General features: G+C 76.3%; 14 protein-coding genes. 6 read left to right on the plus strand and 8 right to left on the minus strand.

What is annotated here, in order from left to right:
- Positions 1-95: 95 nt before the first annotated feature.
- Both ACIQUQ_RS33765 and ACIQUQ_RS33770 read right to left on the minus strand, forming a co-directional pair.
- On the minus strand, positions 96-584 hold the full coding sequence (locus ACIQUQ_RS33765) for a pyridoxamine 5'-phosphate oxidase family protein (protein ID WP_403983728.1): 489 nt from the start codon (positions 582-584) through the stop codon (positions 96-98).
- 97 nt (positions 585-681) lie between these two features.
- Positions 682-1,008 carry an STAS domain-containing protein gene (locus ACIQUQ_RS33770; protein WP_403983730.1) on the minus strand — a complete coding sequence of 109 codons (327 nt, stop codon included), beginning with the start codon at positions 1,006-1,008 and terminating at the stop codon, positions 682-684.
- Between the two features lie 255 nt (positions 1,009-1,263).
- On the opposite strand from ACIQUQ_RS33770, the gene ACIQUQ_RS33775 reads away from it, so the two are divergent.
- Positions 1,264-2,049: a response regulator gene (locus ACIQUQ_RS33775; protein WP_403983732.1), complete on the plus strand. Its 786-nt coding sequence runs from the start codon at positions 1,264-1,266 to the stop codon at positions 2,047-2,049.
- Between the two features lie 223 nt (positions 2,050-2,272).
- On the opposite strand, the gene ACIQUQ_RS33780 is transcribed toward ACIQUQ_RS33775, so the two are convergent.
- Positions 2,273-3,349 carry a universal stress protein gene (locus ACIQUQ_RS33780; RefSeq protein WP_403983734.1) on the minus strand — a complete coding sequence of 359 codons (1,077 nt, stop codon included), beginning with the start codon at positions 3,347-3,349 and terminating at the stop codon, positions 2,273-2,275.
- A 341-nt stretch (positions 3,350-3,690) separates the two neighbouring features.
- On the opposite strand from ACIQUQ_RS33780, the gene ACIQUQ_RS33785 reads away from it, so the two are divergent.
- The 3 genes from ACIQUQ_RS33785 (at position 3,691) to lysA (ending at position 5,914) form a co-directional block, all read left to right on the plus strand.
- Positions 3,691-3,930 (plus strand): hypothetical protein, encoded by a 240-nt coding sequence (locus ACIQUQ_RS33785; RefSeq protein ID WP_403983736.1) that lies wholly within the window; start codon positions 3,691-3,693, stop codon positions 3,928-3,930.
- Between the two features lie 245 nt (positions 3,931-4,175).
- On the plus strand, positions 4,176-4,577 hold the full coding sequence (locus tag ACIQUQ_RS33790; protein WP_403983738.1) for an SAV_915 family protein: 402 nt from the start codon (positions 4,176-4,178) through the stop codon (positions 4,575-4,577).
- Positions 4,574-5,914: a diaminopimelate decarboxylase gene (gene lysA / locus ACIQUQ_RS33795; protein WP_403983740.1), complete on the plus strand. Its 1,341-nt coding sequence runs from the start codon at positions 4,574-4,576 to the stop codon at positions 5,912-5,914. Before ACIQUQ_RS33790 ends, lysA begins: the two co-directional genes overlap by 4 nt.
- Positions 5,915-5,999: 85 nt before the next feature.
- Here the strand turns inward: lysA and ACIQUQ_RS33800 are convergent, their stop codons facing one another.
- A complete protein-coding gene (locus ACIQUQ_RS33800; protein WP_403983743.1) occupies positions 6,000-6,341 on the minus strand; it encodes a HopJ type III effector protein in 342 nt (113 codons plus the stop codon).
- 156 nt (positions 6,342-6,497) lie between these two features.
- On the minus strand, positions 6,498-6,911 hold the full coding sequence (locus ACIQUQ_RS33805; RefSeq protein WP_399956425.1) for a hypothetical protein: 414 nt from the start codon (positions 6,909-6,911) through the stop codon (positions 6,498-6,500).
- A 231-nt stretch (positions 6,912-7,142) separates the two neighbouring features.
- On the opposite strand from ACIQUQ_RS33805, the gene ACIQUQ_RS33810 reads away from it, so the two are divergent.
- Positions 7,143-7,574 (plus strand): GNAT family N-acetyltransferase, encoded by a 432-nt coding sequence (locus tag ACIQUQ_RS33810; RefSeq protein WP_403983745.1) that lies wholly within the window; start codon positions 7,143-7,145, stop codon positions 7,572-7,574.
- Positions 7,575-7,613: 39 nt separating this feature from the next.
- Here ACIQUQ_RS33810 and nadE read toward each other — a convergent pair whose 3' ends face one another.
- The 3 genes from nadE to ACIQUQ_RS33825 all read right to left on the minus strand — a co-directional run bounded on the left by nadE (position 7,614) and on the right by ACIQUQ_RS33825 (position 10,799).
- Entirely contained in the window at positions 7,614-8,444 is an 831-nt protein-coding gene (gene nadE, locus ACIQUQ_RS33815; protein WP_403983747.1) for an ammonia-dependent NAD(+) synthetase, read from the minus strand.
- Between the two features lie 88 nt (positions 8,445-8,532).
- The gene (locus ACIQUQ_RS33820; RefSeq protein ID WP_403983749.1) at positions 8,533-9,738 is read right to left on the minus strand and encodes a putative Ig domain-containing protein; all 1,206 of its coding nucleotides are present in this window, start codon (positions 9,736-9,738) and stop codon (positions 8,533-8,535) included.
- 167 nt (positions 9,739-9,905) lie between these two features.
- On the minus strand, positions 9,906-10,799 hold the full coding sequence (locus tag ACIQUQ_RS33825; protein ID WP_403983751.1) for a LysR family transcriptional regulator: 894 nt from the start codon (positions 10,797-10,799) through the stop codon (positions 9,906-9,908).
- Between the two features lie 629 nt (positions 10,800-11,428).
- Here ACIQUQ_RS33825 and ACIQUQ_RS33830 point away from each other — a divergent pair.
- Positions 11,429-18,601, plus strand: a complete 7,173-nt coding sequence (locus ACIQUQ_RS33830) for an SDR family NAD(P)-dependent oxidoreductase (RefSeq protein WP_403983753.1) — start codon at positions 11,429-11,431, stop codon at positions 18,599-18,601.
- Positions 18,602-18,663: the final 62 nt, after the last annotated feature.

Consider the following 18,663-nt stretch of genomic DNA (forward strand, 5'->3'; position numbering starts at 1 on the left):
CGGCTCCACGCACCTCCGGCCGAAAGCCCCTCGCCCTGACCCCGCCCCAGTGTCGATTAAGCGCAACTCCGGCCGGAGCCGGCGGCCGGCGGGGCTCAGTGGCCGGGACGCGGCGGTGGGCCCGTGGCCGGGTTCCGGGGGACCAGGCGGAAGCCGGTGATCAGGTCCGGCTGGATGCGCAGCGTGCCGTGGGTCTCCTCGGCGACCCACGGCGTGAGGGTCCGCGCGTACCGGGCCGCCGTCTCCGGGTCGGCGACCGGGAGCGCGTACCCCGTGGCCACGACGCTCCAGCCGAGCCGGGTGCGCGGGTCGATGACGTCGGCCTCGTAGGCCACCACCACGCCCTGCGGGTCCGACGGGGTCATGAGGGAGGACAGCGCACCGTCCCCGTGGACGCGGACCACGATGGCGTCGCCGTCCATGAGGTGGTTGACCGGGCGCACCATCGGCAGCGCGTGCTGGGTGAAGACGATCCGGCCGAGCTGGACGGACCCGAGCAGCCGTAGCGCCTCGGCGCGGTCGAGTTCACGCAGGCCCCGGGGCCCGGGCCGGTGGCAGACCGGTCGGCTGGTCGTACGGTTCATGGTCACATCCTTCGCTCGCCCGGGCGGCCGGCCCCGCGGCCGCACCCTGCCAGCGTCGCAGTGGCCCGCCCGCCGCGACCAGGGCCGAAAGGTCCCGTCACGACGGCCGGTAGGCCAGGACCCGGTCGGCGCCGAGCAGCCTCAGGGCCACGGCCGTCAGCTGCGGCACGCCGGTGAGCCGGAGGCGTGCCCCGGCGGCGCGGCAGCTGTGGTCCAGGTCCAGGAAGAGGCCGATGCCGGAGCTGTCGCAGAAGGTCAGGCCGGTGATGTCGAGGACGAGGTCGGGCCCGCCGGGCGCGATGCTGCGCGTCAGCGGGCCGCGGACCTGCGCCGCGGTGAGTATGTCGAGTTCCCCCGAGAGCGCCATGCGGGTCATTCCGTCGCGGTCGACGGCGGCTTCCAGAGCGATGAGGTCCGTGATCATGGCAGCTCCTTGCCGTGCCACCCGGCCGCCGTGGGTGGGCGCCGGAGGTGGTTCGTGGGTCTGACGCCGCCCACCCCATCGCACGCGAGGGGGAGTCGAGAAGGACCCCTGGGGCCCGGATACAGGGCCGAAGGTCCCTGTTCGGCCGCGGGGTGAAGAGGGACGTACGGCCCTGTCCGTTCGTCCCGCGGGCCGCCAGGATGACCCCGGGTGCCCGTCCAGGCGGGAGGGGCACCGCCGGAACGGAGTGCTGGGATGACCTACGACGATGGCGCCCCCGGGGCTGCAGCCCCGGTGCGGGTGTTCCTGCTCGACGACCACGAAGTGGTCCGGCGGGGGGTCCTCGACCTGCTGGAGGCGGAGCCCGACCTGACCGTGGTCGGCGAGGCGGCCACGGCCGAGCAGGCACTGGCCCGGGTGCCCGCGCTGCGCCCGGACGTCGCCGTCCTCGACGTGCGCCTGCAGGACGGTGACGGTGTCTCAGTCTGCCGCGAACTGCGCTCCCGGATGCCGGACCTGGCCTGCCTGATGCTGACGTCGTTCGACGACGAGGAGGCCTTGCTCGACGCGATCATGGCCGGGGCGTCGGGTTACGTGCTGAAGCAGATCCGGGGCACCGACCTGGTCACCGCGGTACGCACGGTGGCCTCGGGGAAGTCGATGCTCGACCCCGGTGCGACCGCCCGCGTGATGGCGCGCCTGCGCGGCGAGCGCCAGCGGGAGGAGGAGCCGGTGCCGGCGGGCCTCTCGCACCTGAGCGAGCGGGAGCGGGAGGTGCTCGCGATGGTGAGCGAGGGCCTGACCAACCGCCAGATCGGCGACCGGCTCTTCCTCGCCGAGAAGACCGTCAAGAACGTGATCTCCCGGCTGTTCGCGAAGCTCGGCGTGGAGCGCCGGGTCCAGGCCGCGGTGATCGCCAGCCGGCACCTGGGCGGCGGGGCCGGGGACCCCGGCGAGGATGCCGAGCGCGCGGAGCGGCGTACGGGGAGCATGGGGACCACGGGGACCACGGGGGCCATGGGGATGCGGCCCGGGTCTTGATGCGGCCGATGCGTGCGGGGTGCTGCCCCGGTGCTCTCCGGGTCCTGCCCCGGTGCTCCCCGCGGGGAGCACCCGCGGGTGCTCCCCAGGTCCTCCCGGGTCCTGCCCGTCTTGATCCGCACGTCGTCCGGCCTCGTCGGACCTCGTCGGGCCTCGGCCCTGTTCAGGTGGGCTGACCCCGCCTGAACAGGGGTTTGGGACGACTTCGGGTGTGCGGGGCGGGTCAGGTGTGCGGGATGACGGCCACGGGGCAGTGCGCGTGGTGGAGTGCGGCGTGCGCGGTCGATCCGATGCGCGGGCCGACCGGGGTGCGCCGTACCCGTCGGCCGACGACCAGCAGCGAGGCGCGGCCCGAGGCGGACAGCAGGACCTGGCCGGCGCTGCCGATCTCGACGTGCTCGGTCACCTGGACCTCGGGGAACCGCTCCCGCCAGGGTGCCAGGACGGTGCCGAGCGCCTTGCGCTCGTACGGTTCCAGCCCGCCGGCCTCGTCGGCCAGCGCCAGGGAGCCCGGGCTGTAGGCGTACAGCGGCGGCAGGCTCCAGGCCCACACGGCGCGGAGGCGGGAGCCCCGGGCCCGGGCGGCTTGGAAGGCGAAGCGCAGTACGTCGGCGCTTTCGTCGGCGCCCCCCTGCACCCCGACCACGACCTCGCCGTCCGCACCGGGCCGGAACTCCTCACCGCCGGGCGCGTGACGGCCCGGCCCTTCGGTGCCGGACACCTTGCCGCCCGGCCCCTCGACGCCGGACGCGACACCGCCCGGCCCCTCGACGCCGGACGCGACACCGTCCGGCCCCTTCCCGCCGGAGGCGTCACGGTGCGGGCCCCCACGGCCCGGCGTGGCGTGGTCCGGCAGGTGGTTCATGTGGGCCTCGGACCCGGCGGGGCGGCGGACCGACACCACCGGGCAGTGCGCCTCGGCGATGACCTGCTGCCCGTACGAGCCCAGCAGGAAGCCCAGCACCGCGCCGTGGCCGCGGCTGCCGAGCACCAGCAGCTCTGCGTCGCGGGACTCGCGCAGCAGGGCCGGCACGGCGTGCTCGGGTACGACCGTGGCGGCGACCGCCAGCTCCGGCCGGCGGGCGCGGACCCGGGCCAGGGCCGCTTCCAGCAGCACGCGCGCCCGCTCGGCCTCGGTCTCCGGGTTCTGTACGAGCGGCAGGTCCAGCGGCTCCCAGCGCCAGGCGTGCAGCAGCCGCAGGCTCGTCCCGCGACGCGCCGCCTCGTCGGCGGCCCAGTCCGCGGCGGCCAGGCTCTCCGGGGATCCGTCCACGCCTGCGGTGATGCCTCGGGTGGTCATCGTGCTGCCCTTCGGGTCGTCGGGTGCCCTGCGCCCGTGCGGTCTCGTGCCCGTGCGGTCTCGTGCTCACGCTCACGCTCGCGCTCGCGCCGGGTCTCGTGCGGAGGGGCAGACGGGGGAGGCGCCCCTCCGCACCACCAGCCTGTCGCTCCCCCGCGGTGCGGGCACCGGCCCGAAGGTCCCGGGAAGGGGGACGGTGTTCCCTTGCCGGTGCCTGCGCGCTGTGCGAACCGTGCGGGCTCGCGGGGGGATGGGAGGAGGTGCGGCCGAACGTATGTACCCCAGCCCGGAAACCCCGGCTCCGCTTGCGCGGGAAATCGAACAAGTGGCCTAATTTCGTCATGGCGCGAACCACCTTCCCCGATGACCTCCTGCTCACCCAGATCCATGTGATCCGGACGTACGCCGCCCTCGCGGCGCTCCCCCCGACCGTCGGCGCCACCGCGCTGCGGAGGCGGCTGGTCCAGGAGCTCCGGTGCCTCTACGCCCACCCGTACTGGTCCGAGCCCGGCCACTCCTCCGCGTCCCTGGTGGAACTCCGCCGTCAGGCCCGCGGGCTCGCCTGGACGGTCGCGGCCTGAAACCGCTCCCCTCGGTACCGCCTCCCTCGGTACCGCCCCCTCCGCGGCCCCGGCCCCGGCCGGCCCCGTCCTTCCGCGTCAGCGGCGCGTAAGGAGTCGGGGGGCCGGCGTCAGGGCGGCGTCAGGGGTGCACCGGATGCGGGACCCGGGAGTGCCCGGCCGGGCATGGTGCCGGTTGTGCGCCCCGCACCGCCTCCCCGCGACCGGGACGCCACCCTGCCGTCACCGGCCCCGAGGAGGCCCCCATGTGCACGTTCCGGTACGACGACGACCCCGACCCCGACCCCGACCCCGAGGAACGGACCCCGGCCGGACCCCTCTGCGTTCCGATCCGGCCGGGCACGCGCGAGGTCGCGGTACGCGTGTTCCGCACCCCGCTGGGCGAGCGGACCGCGGTGGGGTTCACCACCCCCGCCCGGCTCGCCGCGACGCTCGGCGCCGGGCAGGCCTGGATCCGGCTCTCGGAGGCCGCGCTCCGCGCGATGACGGAACCCCTCGGCGTCCTCCTTCTGACGCTCGACCCGACGTTCACCGCTCCCGCCGTGACCCCCGCCCCGGCCGCGCGGCCCGTTCCGGGCGGGGCCGCGGGCACGGGTGAGGACGGGCCGCGCGACGGCGCCGTCGCCGCACGGGGAGCCGCCTCGTGACCGCCGGTCTCGTCGCGGCCCCACCCACCGGCACGGACGCGGGGCCCGCCGTCTGGCCCGCGTCCACCGCGCCCCTCCCCCGCGGGGGCCTGTCCGTCGGCGGGGTGGACCTCACCGAGGTCGCGGAACGCTTCGGCACCCCCGCCTACGTGCTGGACGAGGGCGAGGTGCGGGCGCGCTGCCGCGCGTACCGGGCCGCCTTCCCCGACGGCGACGTGCTCTACGCGGCCAAGGCGTTCCTGTCGCGCGCGATGGTCCGCTGGGTCCTGGAGGAGGGCCTGGGGCTGGACGTGTGCTCGGCCGGCGAGCTCGAACTCGCCGTCAGGGCGGGCTTCCCGCCCGGTCGGACCGTGCTGCACGGCAATGCCAAGTCGCCCGCCGACCTCGCGGGCGCGGTGCGGCTGGGGGTTGGCCGGATCGTGGTCGACAGCATCTCGGAGATCGCCCGGATCGCCGCCGCCGTCGGCCCGCGCGGTTGCCAGAAGGTGCTGGTCAGGGTGGTGCCGGGGGTGTCCGCCGGGGGCCACGCGAAGGTCCGTACCGGTACCGAGGGCCAGAAGTTCGGGCTGTCGGCGGCCGACGGGTCGGCCCAGGACGCGGTCGCCCGCGTGCTGGCCCGGCCGGAGCTGGAGCTCGCCGGCCTGCACTGCCACATCGGTTCCCAGATCGCCTCGGCGGAGCCCTATCTGGCCGCCCTGCGCCGCATGACCGGACTGCTCGCCCGGATACGGGACGACCACGGCGTCGCCCTGCCGGAGCTCGACCTCGGCGGCGGGCACGGCATCGCCTACCGGCCCGGTGAACCCGCCCTCGCCCCGGATGCGCTCGCCGCGGCCCTCCGTACGGAGCTGGCCGTGCGCTGCGGTGCCGCCGGGCTGCCCGTACCGAGGCTGACCGTGGAGCCCGGCCGCGCGGTCGTGGGGCCAGCCGGGGTCGCGCTGTACCGGGTGCTGGCCGTGAAGCGCACGGGCGGCACGGTGTTCGTCGCGGTCGACGGGGGCATGAGCGACAACCCGCGGCCCGCCCTGTACGGGGTCCGCTACGCGCCCCGCCTGATCGGCCGCGCCCCGGGGGCCGCCCCGCCGGTCACGGCCACCGTCGCGGGGCGCCACTGCGAGGCCGGCGACGTACTGGCCACGGACGTGGAACTGCCCGGGGACGTCCACCCGGGAGACCTGCTCGGCGTCCCGGCGGCCGGCGCGTACCACCTCTCGATGGCCTCCGCCTACAACATGGTCGGCCGGCCCCCGGTCGTCGCCGTCCACGAGGGCGCCGCCCGCCTCCTGGTCCGCCGCGAGACCCTCTCCGACCTCTGCCTCAGGGACGTGGGCGACTGAGGGTCTCCGGCGGCCGTCCGGATCCGGCCGGTCAGGCCTTGCGGGCCAGACGGGCCGGTCAGGCCTTGCGGGCCAGACGGGCCGGTCAGGCCTTGCGGGCCAGCGGCTGCCCGGCGAAGCTCACGCCGCCCAGGCCGTGGGCCACGAGGCTGCGGATGTTGGCGTGGTCGGTGTCGTCCGGCGTCGCCACCACCTTGCGGTAGTGCTCACCGAAGGCCAGCAGTGCCTCTTCGTCGCTCAGCCCCTCCAGCACGGCGAGTCCGAGCGTCTTGCAGGAGCCCTCGTTCTCACCCGCGGCATTTTCGACGTCGCCGTTGCGGAACGCCTGCGGCTGGTACTCGTAATGCGCGGCGACGAAGGCCAGGGTGTCGGCGAACTCGTGCTCACCCGACGCAAGGCTTGCCCGCAGCGAGTTCAGATCAGTCATGTTGGTTCCCCTGGGTTGAGCAGACGTTCCGATTGCCGTCCGTGACCGGACGACAATACCCGACCGGCTGCGGACCGGTGGGCCCGGGTATCCGCCGCACGCAGAAGGCGCCGGAGAGGAATTCTCCTCTCCGGCGCCTTCCGGCCGGGCCGCTGGTCACTTGCCGAGCTTCTTCTTCACCTCGGCCTTGATGTCCTTCTTGATGTTCTTCACCGTGCCGCCCTTGCCCGTGCCGTCGCCGCCCACGGCGGTGGCGTCGCCGGTGTTCACGGCGTCCGCGCTGGCGTTGCCGCCGGTCGCGTTGCCCGTGGTGATGGTGCACTTGCCCTTGCAGCTGCCGACGCCGCTGTTCGCGTCACCGCCCTTGGCCTCGCCGCCGACGGTCGTGTTCTCGGCATTCGCGTCGCCGCCGGTACCGATGCCGTCGGCGCTGTCCGCCGGGGCGAGCGTGACGACCGACTGCGGGGCGGGCGCGGCCATCGCGGTCGCGGGGAGGGCGATGCCGCCGCCCAGCAGGGCGAGGGAAGAACCGGCCAGGGCAACGCGACGGGTCAGAGAGATCTGGAACATCGGAATTCTCCATTCGGTTTCGGAAGAAGATTTCGAACCGCCCCCGATCGCCGGGGGAAATTCTCCGGCCCCCGGTTTCCCGGGGAGGAATTCCCTGGTGGGGCCGTGCTTCAAATAAACCCCGAACGGGGAACCCGGTCACGCCACTGCAATACGTGGCTTGACGCCGGGGAGCGGTGTTGTTAAATTCCGCCGGCCGCGGGCGGGGACGGCAGCGGGTACCGTGCGCGTATGAAGATCATCGACCTGGAGCCGGGCGACCCCCGGCTCATCGCGGACCTGCTGCCGGTGCTGCGCGAGCTGAGGCCGCACCTCACGGAACCGCTGCTGAAGAGCGTGTACGAGGAGGGCCACCCGCAGGGGCTGCGGTTCACCGCCGCGTACGACGCGGACGGGACGTGCGTGGGGGCGGCGGGCTGGCGCACGATCGCCAACACCGTCGACGTCCGGAAGCTGTACGTGGACGACCTGGTCACCGCCGAGCGGGCGCGGTCGGGCGGGGTGGGGCGGGCGCTCCTCGGCTACCTGGAGGCCCGGGCCCGGGAGACCGGCTGCACCCTTCTGGACCTCGACTCGGGCACGCAGCGCCTGGAGGCCCACCGCTTCTACTTCCGGGAGCGGATGGCCGTCACGGCGTTCCACTTCGGGAAGGATCTGGTCTAGAGGGCCCGGGCCGGAGGGCCCGGGCCGGCGCGGGGCGCCTCAGGGGGCGATGGGCAGCTGCCGCTTGTGCTCGGTGGCGCGGTAGCGGTTCACGATCGTCGCGAAGGCGCGCTCCTCGACCGGCTTCCCCTCCAGGAAGTCGTCGATGTCGTCGTACGTGACGCCGAGGGCGTCCTCGTCGGCCTTGCCCGGGTCCAGGGTCTCCAGGTCGGCCGTCGGGACCTTCCACACCAGCTCGGCGGGCGCGCCCAGGGCGTCCGCCACGGCGCGCACCCGGCGCTTCGTCAGGCCGGTCAGCGGAACCACGTCGGCCGCCCCGTCGCCGAACTTGGTGAAGAAGCCGGAGACGGCCTCGGCCGCGTGGTCGGTACCCACGACCAGGCCGTTCTCGGCGCCGGCCACCGCGTACTGGGCGATCATGCGCTGGCGGGCCTTGATGTTGCCGTGGACGAAGTCCTGGTGGTGGGCGTCGCGGAAGGTCACACCGGCGGCGAGCGTGGCCTCCAGGGCGGCGTCGCTCGCGGGCTTCACGTCCACCGTCAGCACGTGGTCGGCCCGGATGAAGGACAGCGCGAGCTGCGCGTCGCGCTCGTCCGCCTGCACGCCGTAGGGCAGGCGCATGGCGTGGAACCGCGCCTCGTGCCCGGCGGCGCGGGCCCGCTCGACGGCGAGCTGGCAGAGCCGGCCGGTCGTGGTGGAGTCGACGCCGCCGCTGATGCCGAGCACCAGGGAGCGCAGACCGGAGGAGGTCAGCCGCTCGGCGAGGAAGGCCACCCGGCGCTCGATCTCCCGCTCGGCCACGAAGGTCTCGGCGACCTGGAGTTCCCTGGCGATCTCCTGCTGCAGGGCGATGGACGCCGGCTCGCTCACTTCTGCTCCCTGTTCCGGGTCGGGGGTGCCGTGCACCCGGTGCTGTCGGGCCCCACCCTACCCAGCCGTTCCCCGGGGTCGTCGCCGGTCAGAACCAGGTGACCGTGAGGGGGAACGTGGTGGTGGCCGTGGTGGGGGTGGTGTCGGTTGCCGTGGCGGTGACCGGGAGGGTGCCGGTGGCCCAGGGTCTGCCGGTGATGCGTCCGGTGCTGGTGTCGAGGGTGAGGCCGAAGGGGAGGCCGGTGGCGCCGTACTTCAGGGGTGGTGTGCCGCCGGTGGCGGTGAGCTGGATGGTGCAGGGCTGGTTGAAGCGGCAGCTCTGGGGTCCCGGGCTGGTGATCTGCAGGTCGCCGGTGGGCGGGGGCTCCGAGCCGTCGCAGCCGGGGGTGGCCTGGGCGGGCAGCGGGATCCGCCAGAGCTGGGGGTCGTTCTCCGACCCGGCGAGGAGGGTGCCGCAGGCGGCGTACGTGACGGTCTCGCCCTGGGGCTGGGCGGGCAGCGGCACCTGGGCGATGCGGGTGCCGGCGGCGTCGTGGACGTAGGCCGTGTCGGCGCCCAGGGGGCCGCCGCTGCGGATGACGTACGACGTGCCGGTGGGCGCGTACGCGCCGTCGGTGGCGAACACCGGGCCCGGGCGCACGGGGGTGAGGGTGTTGACCTGCCCGGTCAGCGGGGGCAGCGGCGCCTGGTACACGCGGCCGGCCGCGCCGATGAGTTTGGTGGCCACGTGGATGCGGCCGGTCGGCGGGTCCACGAGGAGTGATTCGGCGTCGTGCCGGCCGTCGGAGTAGGCGAAGCGGTACGTGACGGGGGTGACGGAGGCGCTGGCGAGGGTGTCGGGCTCGGGGAAGCTGTGGACCTGGATCTCGGCGCGGGCGCCGAGGTTGTCCCCGATGTCGCCGACCAGGACGACGGGGCGGCCGGCGGCGTCCTTGCCGGTGGCGAGGGCCTCCCAGTCGTTGTTGGCGGTGCCGGTGAGGGTGAGGGTGGCGCGGAGCCGTCCGGTCGGGCCGGAACAGTCGACGGCGAAGACCTGGTTGGTGTTGCCGCTGTCGTTGACCGCGTAGACGACCCCGGGGTGGCGGGCGCTCGTGGCGAGGCCGCTGAGTTCCGCGAGTCCGGGCGGCAGGGTGCAGGCGCGTTCCGGGGCGAGGGTGGGGAGGGGGGCGCGGGCGGCGTGGGCGGGTGTCACGCCGGCCAAGGCGGCGGCCGCGGCGACGGGCAGCGGGAGGGCTGCGGAGACGGCGAGCACGAGGGCCGCGCCGGCCCGGGAGGGGCTCAGGAGTCGGGGCATGCGCACAATGTGCGGGCCCGGCCGTGAAGGGCCAAGCGTCGGTCACGTGCACGGAGCGCATGGCGCCATGCCGATCCGGTATGGCGTGGAGTCGGCCTGGGGTACGCGCGTACGTGCGCCGGCACCACCGGCACCACCGGAACCGCCGGCCTGGCCGGCCCCGTGCGTCACCGGCTCGGTTCCCGTACCGGCGAGTTGTGCCGTACGTGCCGGAGGAAGGCGCGGGCCGCGGGGCTGAGCGGGCGCCGTGCGTGGACCACGCCCACCGAGCGCAGCAGGGGCGGGGTGAAGGACCGCACTTCGGCCCGGCGGCCGAACGCCCTTAACACCACGTCGCGGTACCAGAGCAGGGAGCCGCGCCCGTCGGTCACGCCCGTCACCCACGCCAGCCGCTCGTCGGTCTCCAGGCTGGGCACGGGGCGCACGCCCAGGCAGCTGAACATGGCCTCCAGCTCGGTGCGCCGGCCGGTCCCCGGGGTCGGCAGGACCATGTCGAGGCCGTCGAGGCAGCGGAAGGGCACGGGGTCCGGGAGCCGGGTGCCGGGCGGGGAGATCAGGACGACCTCGCGTTCCTGGAGCTGGTGCGCGGACAGTTCCTTGTCGACCGGCAGGTCGACCAGGCCCAGTTCGGCGTCCTCCTCGCCGATCACCTCCAGCAGGTCCTCCCTGCTGCCCAGTTGGTGCACCCGGACGTCGATGCCCGCGTGGCGTTCGGCGAACGTGGCGACGAGTTCGGAGGCCAGGTCCAGGGCCAGGGTGGGGGTGGTCGCCAGGTGCAGGGTGGCCTGCGTGTCCCAGGTGTGACCCAGCCCGATGTCCTCGATGGCCTCCACCGCGTCCAGCACGGTGCGGGCGAGCCGGACCACCCGGACGCCCTCGGAGGTCAGGCTCACGCCCCGCCCGGTGCGGGCCAGGAGTTCCACGCCGAGGTCCCGCTCCATGGCCTGGACCGCCCGGGAGAGAGCCGACTGGGCGACGAAGACCGAGGCGGCCGCTCCGGTGATGGAACGGCAGTCCGCGACGGCCACGAGGTAACGGAGCTGCGCGAGTGTGGGGGTCATGACCGGACGGTAACCCCCTGGGGCCGTACCTGTAAGGGGCGTTCAGGTGGCCGGCACAGGAATTCCCGTGGGGTGCCCATACCGGGTCGGCGGCAAGTCATGCCCGCCCGGTATGGGTGGATGCCCGGCGGTCTCGGTGCGGCGCCCTGGAGGGGGCCGGGTGCTGCGGGCTTCACCGCAGGTCGGAGGCGTCCCGGGGTGGCCGGGGCTGCGGATTCCGTGGCGCTGGAACGGATTCCGGTTCCGAACGGGAGCCCGTGTCACGTGCGTTGACAGTGCAGGGCGGCGACCGCACGATCTGCCCCCGGCCGGGGACGCGCCGACACCCGTCCCCGGCAGCCGCCGGCCGCCCCGTGGCCGGTGGGGCGGGCCGTACGCCGACGGGTACGGCGGCCCGGGCGCCGAGCCCACCCGGCCCGGCTCCGCACGGCGTGACCGGCACTCCCGATCCCCGCACCCGACGCCCGGACCGGATCCCCGCAGTTCGCAGCTCGCACACGGCAGTTCGTACGACGACATGTCACACGTCACACGGCAATGGCACATGCCACACCGCAGCGGCACATGGCATCCGCACACCGCGCAACCCCCGCGCGGTCCAGCACGACCGCACCCCAGAAGGAGCGCCCGTGACCCCCCAGCCGGACCCCTCCCCCGCCGACCGCGACCTCGTGGTCGCGCTCACCCCCTTCGGGGAACCCCACGCCCGCATCGTCCTCGCCGCCGAACGGGCCGGCGCCCTCGGCCTGCTGGACCTCGGCCGGGACGCGGAGGCGGCCGGAGCGGCCCTGGCCGAGCTGGCCGGACCGGCAGCCGGAGCGGGGCGGCCGCACGGGGTGCGGGTGCCCGTGGGCTGCCCGCTCGGTCCGGACGACCTGCCGCCCGGGGTGGACACCGTGCTGCTGGCCGACCCCGCCGCACTCGACGCCCTGCCCGCCTGGGCGGCCGGCGGGACGCGCCGGGTGTGGGCCGAGGTCGTCAGTCTGGAGGAGGCCCTCGCCGCCCGCGACGCCGGGGTGACCGCCCTGGTGGCCAAGGGCCACGAGGCGGGCGGACGGGTGGGCGGCACCACCACGTTCGTCCTGCTGCAGCAGCTGCTCGACGGGCCGGGTGCCGGGCTGCCGGTGCTGGCGTACGGCGGGATCGGCGAGCACACGGCGGCCGCCGCCGTCGCGGGCGGTGCCGCGGGCGTCGTGCTCGACGCCCAGCTCGCGCTCACCGCCGAGGGGGAGGCGGTGCTGCCCGGGGACGTGGCGGCCGCGCTGCGGGCCATGGACGGGAGCGAGACCGCGGTGGTCGACGGTCACCGCGTGTACGCCCGCCCCGACCTCGACCCGGACCGGCACCGGCCGGACCTCGCCCGCCGGCTCGGCGCCCGCGGCCTGCACCGGCAGCCTCTGCCGGTCGGCCAGGACGGGGCCTGCGCGGCGCGGCTCGCGGCCCGGTACCGGACCACCGGCGGCGTGGTGCAGGCGGTGCGCCGGGCCGTGGCCGGTCACCTGGCGGCGGCGGTGCGGGCGGACGTGCTGCGGCCCCGGGAGGGGGACGGACACCTGCCGGTCGCCCAGGGGCCGATGACCCGGGTCAGCGACCGGGCCGCGTTCGCGGCCGCGGTGGCCGCCGCGGGCGGGGTGCCGTACCTGGCCCTGGCGGTGATGGAGGGTCCGGAGGTGCGGGAGCTGCTGGCGGAGACCGCCCGGCTGCTGGGCGGCCGGCCGTGGGGCGTCGGGCTGCTGGGGTTCGCGCCGCCCGAGCTGCGTGCCGCCCAGCTGGCCGCGGTGGCCGAGGTGCGGCCGCCGTACGCGGTCGTCGCGGGCGGGAGTCCGGCACAGGCGGCGCCGCTGGAGGCGGCCGGCACCCGGACCCACCTCCACGTGCCCTCCCCCGGCCTGCTGGAGCGGTACCTGGCCGAGGGCGCACGGCGGTTCGTGTTCGAGGGGCTCGAGTGCGGGGGTCACATCGGGCCCCGCGCGTCGTTCCCGCTGTGGGAGGAGCAGATCGACCGGCTGCTGGCCTGCGACGACGTCTCCTCCCTCGACCTGCTGTTCGCGGGCGGCATCCACGACGCGCGGTCGGCCGCGATGGCTGCGGCGGCGGCCGCGCCGCTGGCCGAGCGCGGCGCGCGGGTGGGTGTGCTGATGGGCACCGCCTACCTGTTCACCGAGGAGGCCGTGGCCGCGGGCGCGGTGCTGCCGGGCTTCCAGCGGGCGGCGCTGGAGTGTGCGCGTACGGTGACATTGCACACTGCACCGGGACATGTGACACGGTGCGCGGAGTCCCCGTACACGGAGACCTTCGCCGCCACCCGGCGGGCCCTGGAGGAGGGCGGCGCCGCCCCGCGCGAGGTGTGGGAGGAGCTGGAGCGGCTCAACCTCGGGCGGCTGCGGATCGCGAGCAAGGGGCTGCGGCACGGTGCGGACGGGCCGCCCGTGCCGGTACCGGAGGCGGAGCAGGCGCGCGACGGGCTGTTCATGCTGGGCCAGGCGGCGGTGCTGCGCGGCCGGACCACCACCCTGGCAGCGCTCCACCGCGAGGTGACCGAGGGGGCGGCCGACCTGCTGGCCGGCCGGGACCGCGCCCTGCGGGCCGCCGCCCGGCCGGCGCCCGCGCCGGAGCCGCTGGACGTCGCGGTGGTGGGGATGGCCTGCGCGTACCCGGGGGCGCCGGACCTGGCCGCCTACTGGTCGCAGGTCCTCGCGGGGGCGGACGCCGTCACGGAGGTGCCGGCCGACCGGTGGGACCCGGCGCTCCACTACGACGCGGACCCGGCCAGGGCCGGGGAGCGCACCCCCTCGCGCTGGGGCGGGTTCCTGCCGCCGGTGCCCTTCGACGCCCTGGCCCACGGCATTCCGCCGGCCTCCCTGTCCGGGATCGAGCCGGTGCAGCTGCTGGCCCTGGAGATCGCCGCCCGGGCGCTGGCGGACGCCGGGTACGGCCCGGACCGGGCCTTCGACCGCTCCCGCACCTCGGTGGTGTTCGGTGCGGAGGCCGGTACGGAGCTCGCCGGCGCGTACGGCTTCCGCGCCCTGTACCCCGGGTACCTGGGCGAGCTGCCGCCCGGTCTGGACGCCCAGCTGCTCCGGCTGACGGAGGACTCGTTCCCCGGGGTGCTCGCCAACGTGATCGCTGGGCGGATCGCGAACCGGCTGGACCTGGGCGGGGCCAACTGCACGGTCGACGCCGCCTGCGCCTCCTCTCTGGCCGCCCTCGACCTGGCCTGCCGCCAACTGCGCGACGGGGACAGCGACATGGTGCTGTGCGGCGGGGCTGACGTGCACAACGGCATCAACGACTACCTGCTGTTCGCCTCCGTCCGCGCCCTGTCGCCCACCGGGCGGTGCCGGCCCTTCGACGCCTCGGCCGACGGCATCGCCCTGGGCGAGGGGGTGGCCGCCGTGGTGCTGAAGCGGCTGGCGGACGCCGAGCGCGACGGCGACCGGGTGTACGCCGTGGTCAAGGCGGTGGGGTCGGCCAGCGACGGGCGGTCCCTGGGGCTCACCGCGCCCCGTCCGGAGGGCCAGCGCCGGGCGCTGGAACGGGCGTACGCGAAGGCCGGGATCGAGCCGGGCCAGGTGGGCCTGGTCGAGGCGCACGGCACCGGTACGGTGGTCGGCGACGGCACCGAACTGGCCGTGCTGACCGAGTTGTTCGGCGACGGGGAGCGGCGGGCCGGCACCTGTGGTCTGGGGTCGGTGAAGTCGCAGATCGGCCACACCAAGTGCGCGGCCGGGCTGGCCGGGCTGATCAAGGCGGCCCGGGCCGTGCACGCCGGGGTCCGGCCGCCCACGCTCCACCTGGAGCGGCCCAACCCCGCGTGGCGGGCGGAGAGCAGTCCGTTCTTCTTCGACGGCGAGGCGCGGCCCTGGGCGGTGCCGGCCGGCCGGCGGGTCGCCGGGGTGAGTGCGTTCGGCTTCGGCGGCACCAACTACCACGCGGTGCTGGCCGGTCACGAGGGCGGTGCCGAGCCGGCGCACGGGCTTGAGCTGTGGCCCGCCGAGCTGTTCTGCTTCGCGGGTGCCGACCGGGAGGCGGCGGCGAGGTCCATGGCGCGGCTGGCGGCCCGGCTGGAGGAGAACGACGCCGTGGGGCGGCCCTGGGCGCTGCGGGACCTGGCGGCCGAGGTGGCGGAGGAGGCGGCGGTGGCGCCGGCCGGGCCGCTGCCGGTGCAGGTGGCCGTGGTGGCGGCGGACCTCGACGACCTCGCCGCCCGGCTGGAGCGGGCCCGCGCCTTCGAGCCGGGCGAGGGGGTCCACGTACGGGCGGCGGACGCCGGTCCCGGGCGGCTGGCATTCCTCTTCCCGGGGCAGGGCAGCCAGCGGCCGGGGATGCTGGGCGACCTGTTCGTGGCGTTCCCCGCGCTGCGCGGGCTGCTGGACACGGCGCCCGAGGCGGTGACGGCGGCGATGTTCCCGCCGGCCGCGTTCAGTGCGGAGGAGCGTGCGGAGCAGCGGGCCGCGGTGACCGACACGCGGGTCGCGCAGCCCGCGCTCGGGCTGGCCGGTGCGGCCGCGCACCGGCTGCTCACCTCGCTGGGGGTGCGTCCGGACTGTACGGCGGGGCACTCGTACGGGGAGCTGACCGCTCTGTGGGCGGCCGGCGTCTTCGACACCGAGGCGCTGCTGCGGCTGAGTGCGGTGCGGGCCGGGGCGATCCTGGAGGCGGCGGGCGAGGACCCGGGTGCGATGGCCGCGGTGACGGCGGAGGCCGGGCGGGTGCGGGAGACCGCGGAGCGCGCCGGGTGCGTGGTGGCGAACCACAACGCGCCGCGGCAGTGCGTGGTGTCGGGGCCGACCGCCGCCGTCGAGGAGGTCGTCGCGGCGCTGCGCGCGGAGGGGCTGGCGGCCGAACGGCTGCCGGTGGCCTGCGCGTTCCACAGTGAGGTGGTCGCCGGTGCGGCCGGCCGCCTCGCGTCCGAGCTGGCCGGGACGGTGGTGGTGGGGTCCGCCGTCCCGGTCTGGTCCAACACGACGGCCGGCCCGTACGGTTCCGACCCCGCGCGGACGCGTGAGCTGCTGGCCCGTCAGGTGGCGGAGCCGGTGCGGTTCGTGGACCAGGTCGAGGCGATGTACGCGGCGGGGGTGCGGACGTTCGTGGAGGTGGGGCCCGGCCGGGTGCTGACGGGACTGGTCGGGCGGATCCTGGGCGACCGGCCGCACACCGCGGTGGCCGTGGACGTCCCGGGCGAGCACGGCCTGCGGCAGCTGCTGACCGCGCTGGCCGAACTGGCCGTGGCGGGCGTGCCGGTGGATCCCGGGGCCCTGTTCCGGGGGCGGACGCGGGTGCTGCCGCGGCAGGCGCCCCGGCGTCCCGGCTGGCTGGTGGACGGGCACCTCGTCCGTACGGCCGGGGGTGAGCCGGTGCCGGGCGGGCTGGGGCCGGCGCGGCGGGTGGAGGGGGCGGGGGCCTCGGGTGTGCCCGCTGCCGGAGCGGGGGACGGCCGGGACGGTGCGGCCGGGTACGCGGCGGCGCGGGAGGGGGCGGTGCTCGCGTACCTGCGGGGCACGCGGGAGCTGGTGGCCGCCCAACGCGAGGTGCTGCTGGGCTACTTGGGTGTGGCCGACGGTGCCGGGGGCGCGCGGGGGGCCGAGCGTGCCGCGGGGTGGGTGCGGGAGGACGGGGAGGCGGTGGCGCGGGAGTGGCCGCCGGGGGGCGAGGTGGTGCCGGGCGGGGGGCCGGGTGCGGTGCCGGTCGGGGGGCCGGGTGCGGTGCCGGGCGGGCTTCCGGGTGGGGGGCCGGTCGGGCTTCCGGGCGGGGTGGACCGGGTGGCGGCTTCGGCGGGGCGCGGGTCCCCGTACGGACCGGGGTCGGAGCCGGGCGGGGCGGGGTCCGGCGCGGGGGCGGGGCCCGTGGGGGCGCTCGGTGCCGCGGAACTGCTGGACGCCGTACTGGAGATCGTGCACGTACGGACCGGCTACCCCCGGGACATGCTCGACCCCGATCTGGACCTGGAAGCGGACCTGTCGGTGGACTCCATCAAGCGCGTGGAGATCATCGGGGCGCTGGCCGACCGGGTCGGGCTGCCGCAGGAGCCGGGTGGCGGCACCGAGTCGGCCGTCGAGGAGCTGTCCCGGATCAAGACCATCCGGGGCGTGGTGGAGTGGATCACCAGCCGGGGCGGCCCCGCGGCGTCCGCGCCGGAACCCCCGGTCGGCGGGGCCTCCCCGGGCCTGCCCGGTGCGCCGGCCCTCCCGATGGCCGCCGGGACGGCCGTCACGGCGGGTGCGGCCGGGCCGGCGTACGACTCCCCCGCCGTCGACGGCGTCGGGACGGGGGACGAGGGCGGGACGGGGCCGGCGCCGTTGCCGCTGCGGCGGTACGTGGTCCAGGTCGCCCCGGCCGGACCGCCGCCGGCCGCCGAGCCCGAACGGGAGCTGACAGGTGGGCTGTTCGGGGTGGTGGAGGACGGTTCCGGGGTGGCCCCGGCCCTCGCCGCACTGCTGGCGCGGCACGGCGCCCGGGCCGTCGTGCTCGCCGCCGAACGGCTGACGGCCGCGCCGGGGGCCGGTACCGGCGTCCCGGCGCTGGAGGAGCTGGACGGGTTGGTCGACCTGACCGCCCTGCGGTCCGCGCCGGGACCGGTGCTGCCCGGGACCTTCCCGGGGCTGCGCCGGGTGCTGACCGGCCGGGCGCGCCGGCTGCTGCTGGTGACCGGCTCCGGGGGTTCCTTCGGCCGCGACACGGCCGGCGGGCCGGATCCGCTGCCGGGTGCGGGGCTGCGCGGCTTCGCCCGGAGTGCGGCGCTGGAGTTCCCGGGCACGCTGGTCCGGGCCGTCGACGTCGACCCCAAGGAGCGTCCGGAGCACATCGCCGCCCAGCTGCTCGCGGAGCTGTGCGCGGCCGGGGAGCCCGTGGCCGTGGGCTACCGCGACGGGGAGCGGCGGGTGCTGCGCACGGTCGAGGCGCCGCTCGCCGACACCCCGGCGCGGGTGCTCGGGCCGGATTCGGTGGTGCTGTTCACCGGCGGGGCGCGCGGCATCACCGCCCGGACGGCGCTGGTCCTGGCCCGGGCCACGGGCTGCCGGATCGAGCTGGTCGGCCGTACGCCGGCGCCGTCGGAGGGTGGTGAGGATCCCGCGCTGGCCCGTGCCGGGGACCGGGTGGCGCTGCGCGCCGCGCTGATCGCCCGGGGGCTGCGCACGCCGGCCGAGATCGAGGCCGCCGCGTCCCGTGTGCTGGCGGACCGTGAGGTACGGGCCACCCTCGCGGCCCTCTCGGAGGTGGCCGGGTCGGTGCGCTACCACTGCGCGGACGTCGCCCGGGAGGAGTCCGTACGGGCCTTGGTGGCGGACGTCCGGGCGCGGTACGGGCGGCTCGACGGGATCGTGCACGGGGCCGGGGTCCTGCGGGACGGGCTGCTCGCGGAAAAGGAACCGGCCGCGTTCGCCGAGGTGTTCGCGGTGAAGGTGGACGGCGCCCGGCACCTGGCGGCCGCGGCCGCCGAGCACGGCACGGGTCCCGCGCCGGCGTTCCTCGCCCTGTTCGGCAGCGTCGCGGGCGTCCACGGCAACCGCGGCCAGGCCGACTACGCCGCCGCCAACGACGCGCTGGACACGCTGGCGCACGCCTGGTCGGCGGCGGGCTTCCCCGGCCGGGTGCTCACCCTCGACTGGGGGCCGTGGGCGGCCGAGTCGGGCGGCATGGTCACGCCCGAGCTGGAGCGCGCGTACGCCCGGCGCGGGATTCCGCTGATCCATCCCGAGGCGGGTACGGCGGCGTTCCTCGCGGAGCTGGAGCACGGTACGGACCCGCAGGTGCTGCTGCTGGCGCCGGACGTGCGGGAGGAGGGCCGGGCGGATGGCTGAGGCCGGGCGGGGGCCGGTGGCTGGGGCGCGGGGCGGGCCAGGTGCGGCAGGGACCGGGAGCG

The sequence above is a fragment of the Streptomyces sp. NPDC101118 genome, from assembly GCF_044759445.1.
Lineage (GTDB): Bacteria > Actinomycetota > Actinomycetes > Streptomycetales > Streptomycetaceae > Streptomyces.

Bases quoted from the DNA above. Each gene is read 5' to 3' on its own strand.
- ACIQUQ_RS33765 (WP_403983728.1), bottom strand. From the start codon at position 584: ATGAACCGTACGACCAGCCGACCGGTCTGCCACCGGCCCGGGCCCCGG.
- ACIQUQ_RS33770 (WP_403983730.1), bottom strand. From the start codon at position 1,008: ATGATCACGGACCTCATCGCTCTGGAAGCCGCCGTCGACCGCGACGGA.
- ACIQUQ_RS33775 (WP_403983732.1), top strand. From the start codon at position 1,264: ATGACCTACGACGATGGCGCCCCCGGGGCTGCAGCCCCGGTGCGGGTG.
- ACIQUQ_RS33780 (WP_403983734.1), bottom strand. From the start codon at position 3,349: ATGACCACCCGAGGCATCACCGCAGGCGTGGACGGATCCCCGGAGAGC.
- ACIQUQ_RS33785 (WP_403983736.1), top strand. From the start codon at position 3,691: ATGGCGCGAACCACCTTCCCCGATGACCTCCTGCTCACCCAGATCCAT.
- ACIQUQ_RS33790 (WP_403983738.1), top strand. From the start codon at position 4,176: ATGTGCACGTTCCGGTACGACGACGACCCCGACCCCGACCCCGACCCC.
- ACIQUQ_RS33800 (WP_403983743.1), bottom strand. From the start codon at position 6,341: ATGACTGATCTGAACTCGCTGCGGGCAAGCCTTGCGTCGGGTGAGCAC.
- ACIQUQ_RS33805 (WP_399956425.1), bottom strand. From the start codon at position 6,911: ATGTTCCAGATCTCTCTGACCCGTCGCGTTGCCCTGGCCGGTTCTTCC.
- ACIQUQ_RS33810 (WP_403983745.1), top strand. From the start codon at position 7,143: ATGAAGATCATCGACCTGGAGCCGGGCGACCCCCGGCTCATCGCGGAC.
- ACIQUQ_RS33820 (WP_403983749.1), bottom strand. From the start codon at position 9,738: ATGCCCCGACTCCTGAGCCCCTCCCGGGCCGGCGCGGCCCTCGTGCTC.
- ACIQUQ_RS33825 (WP_403983751.1), bottom strand. From the start codon at position 10,799: ATGACCCCCACACTCGCGCAGCTCCGTTACCTCGTGGCCGTCGCGGAC.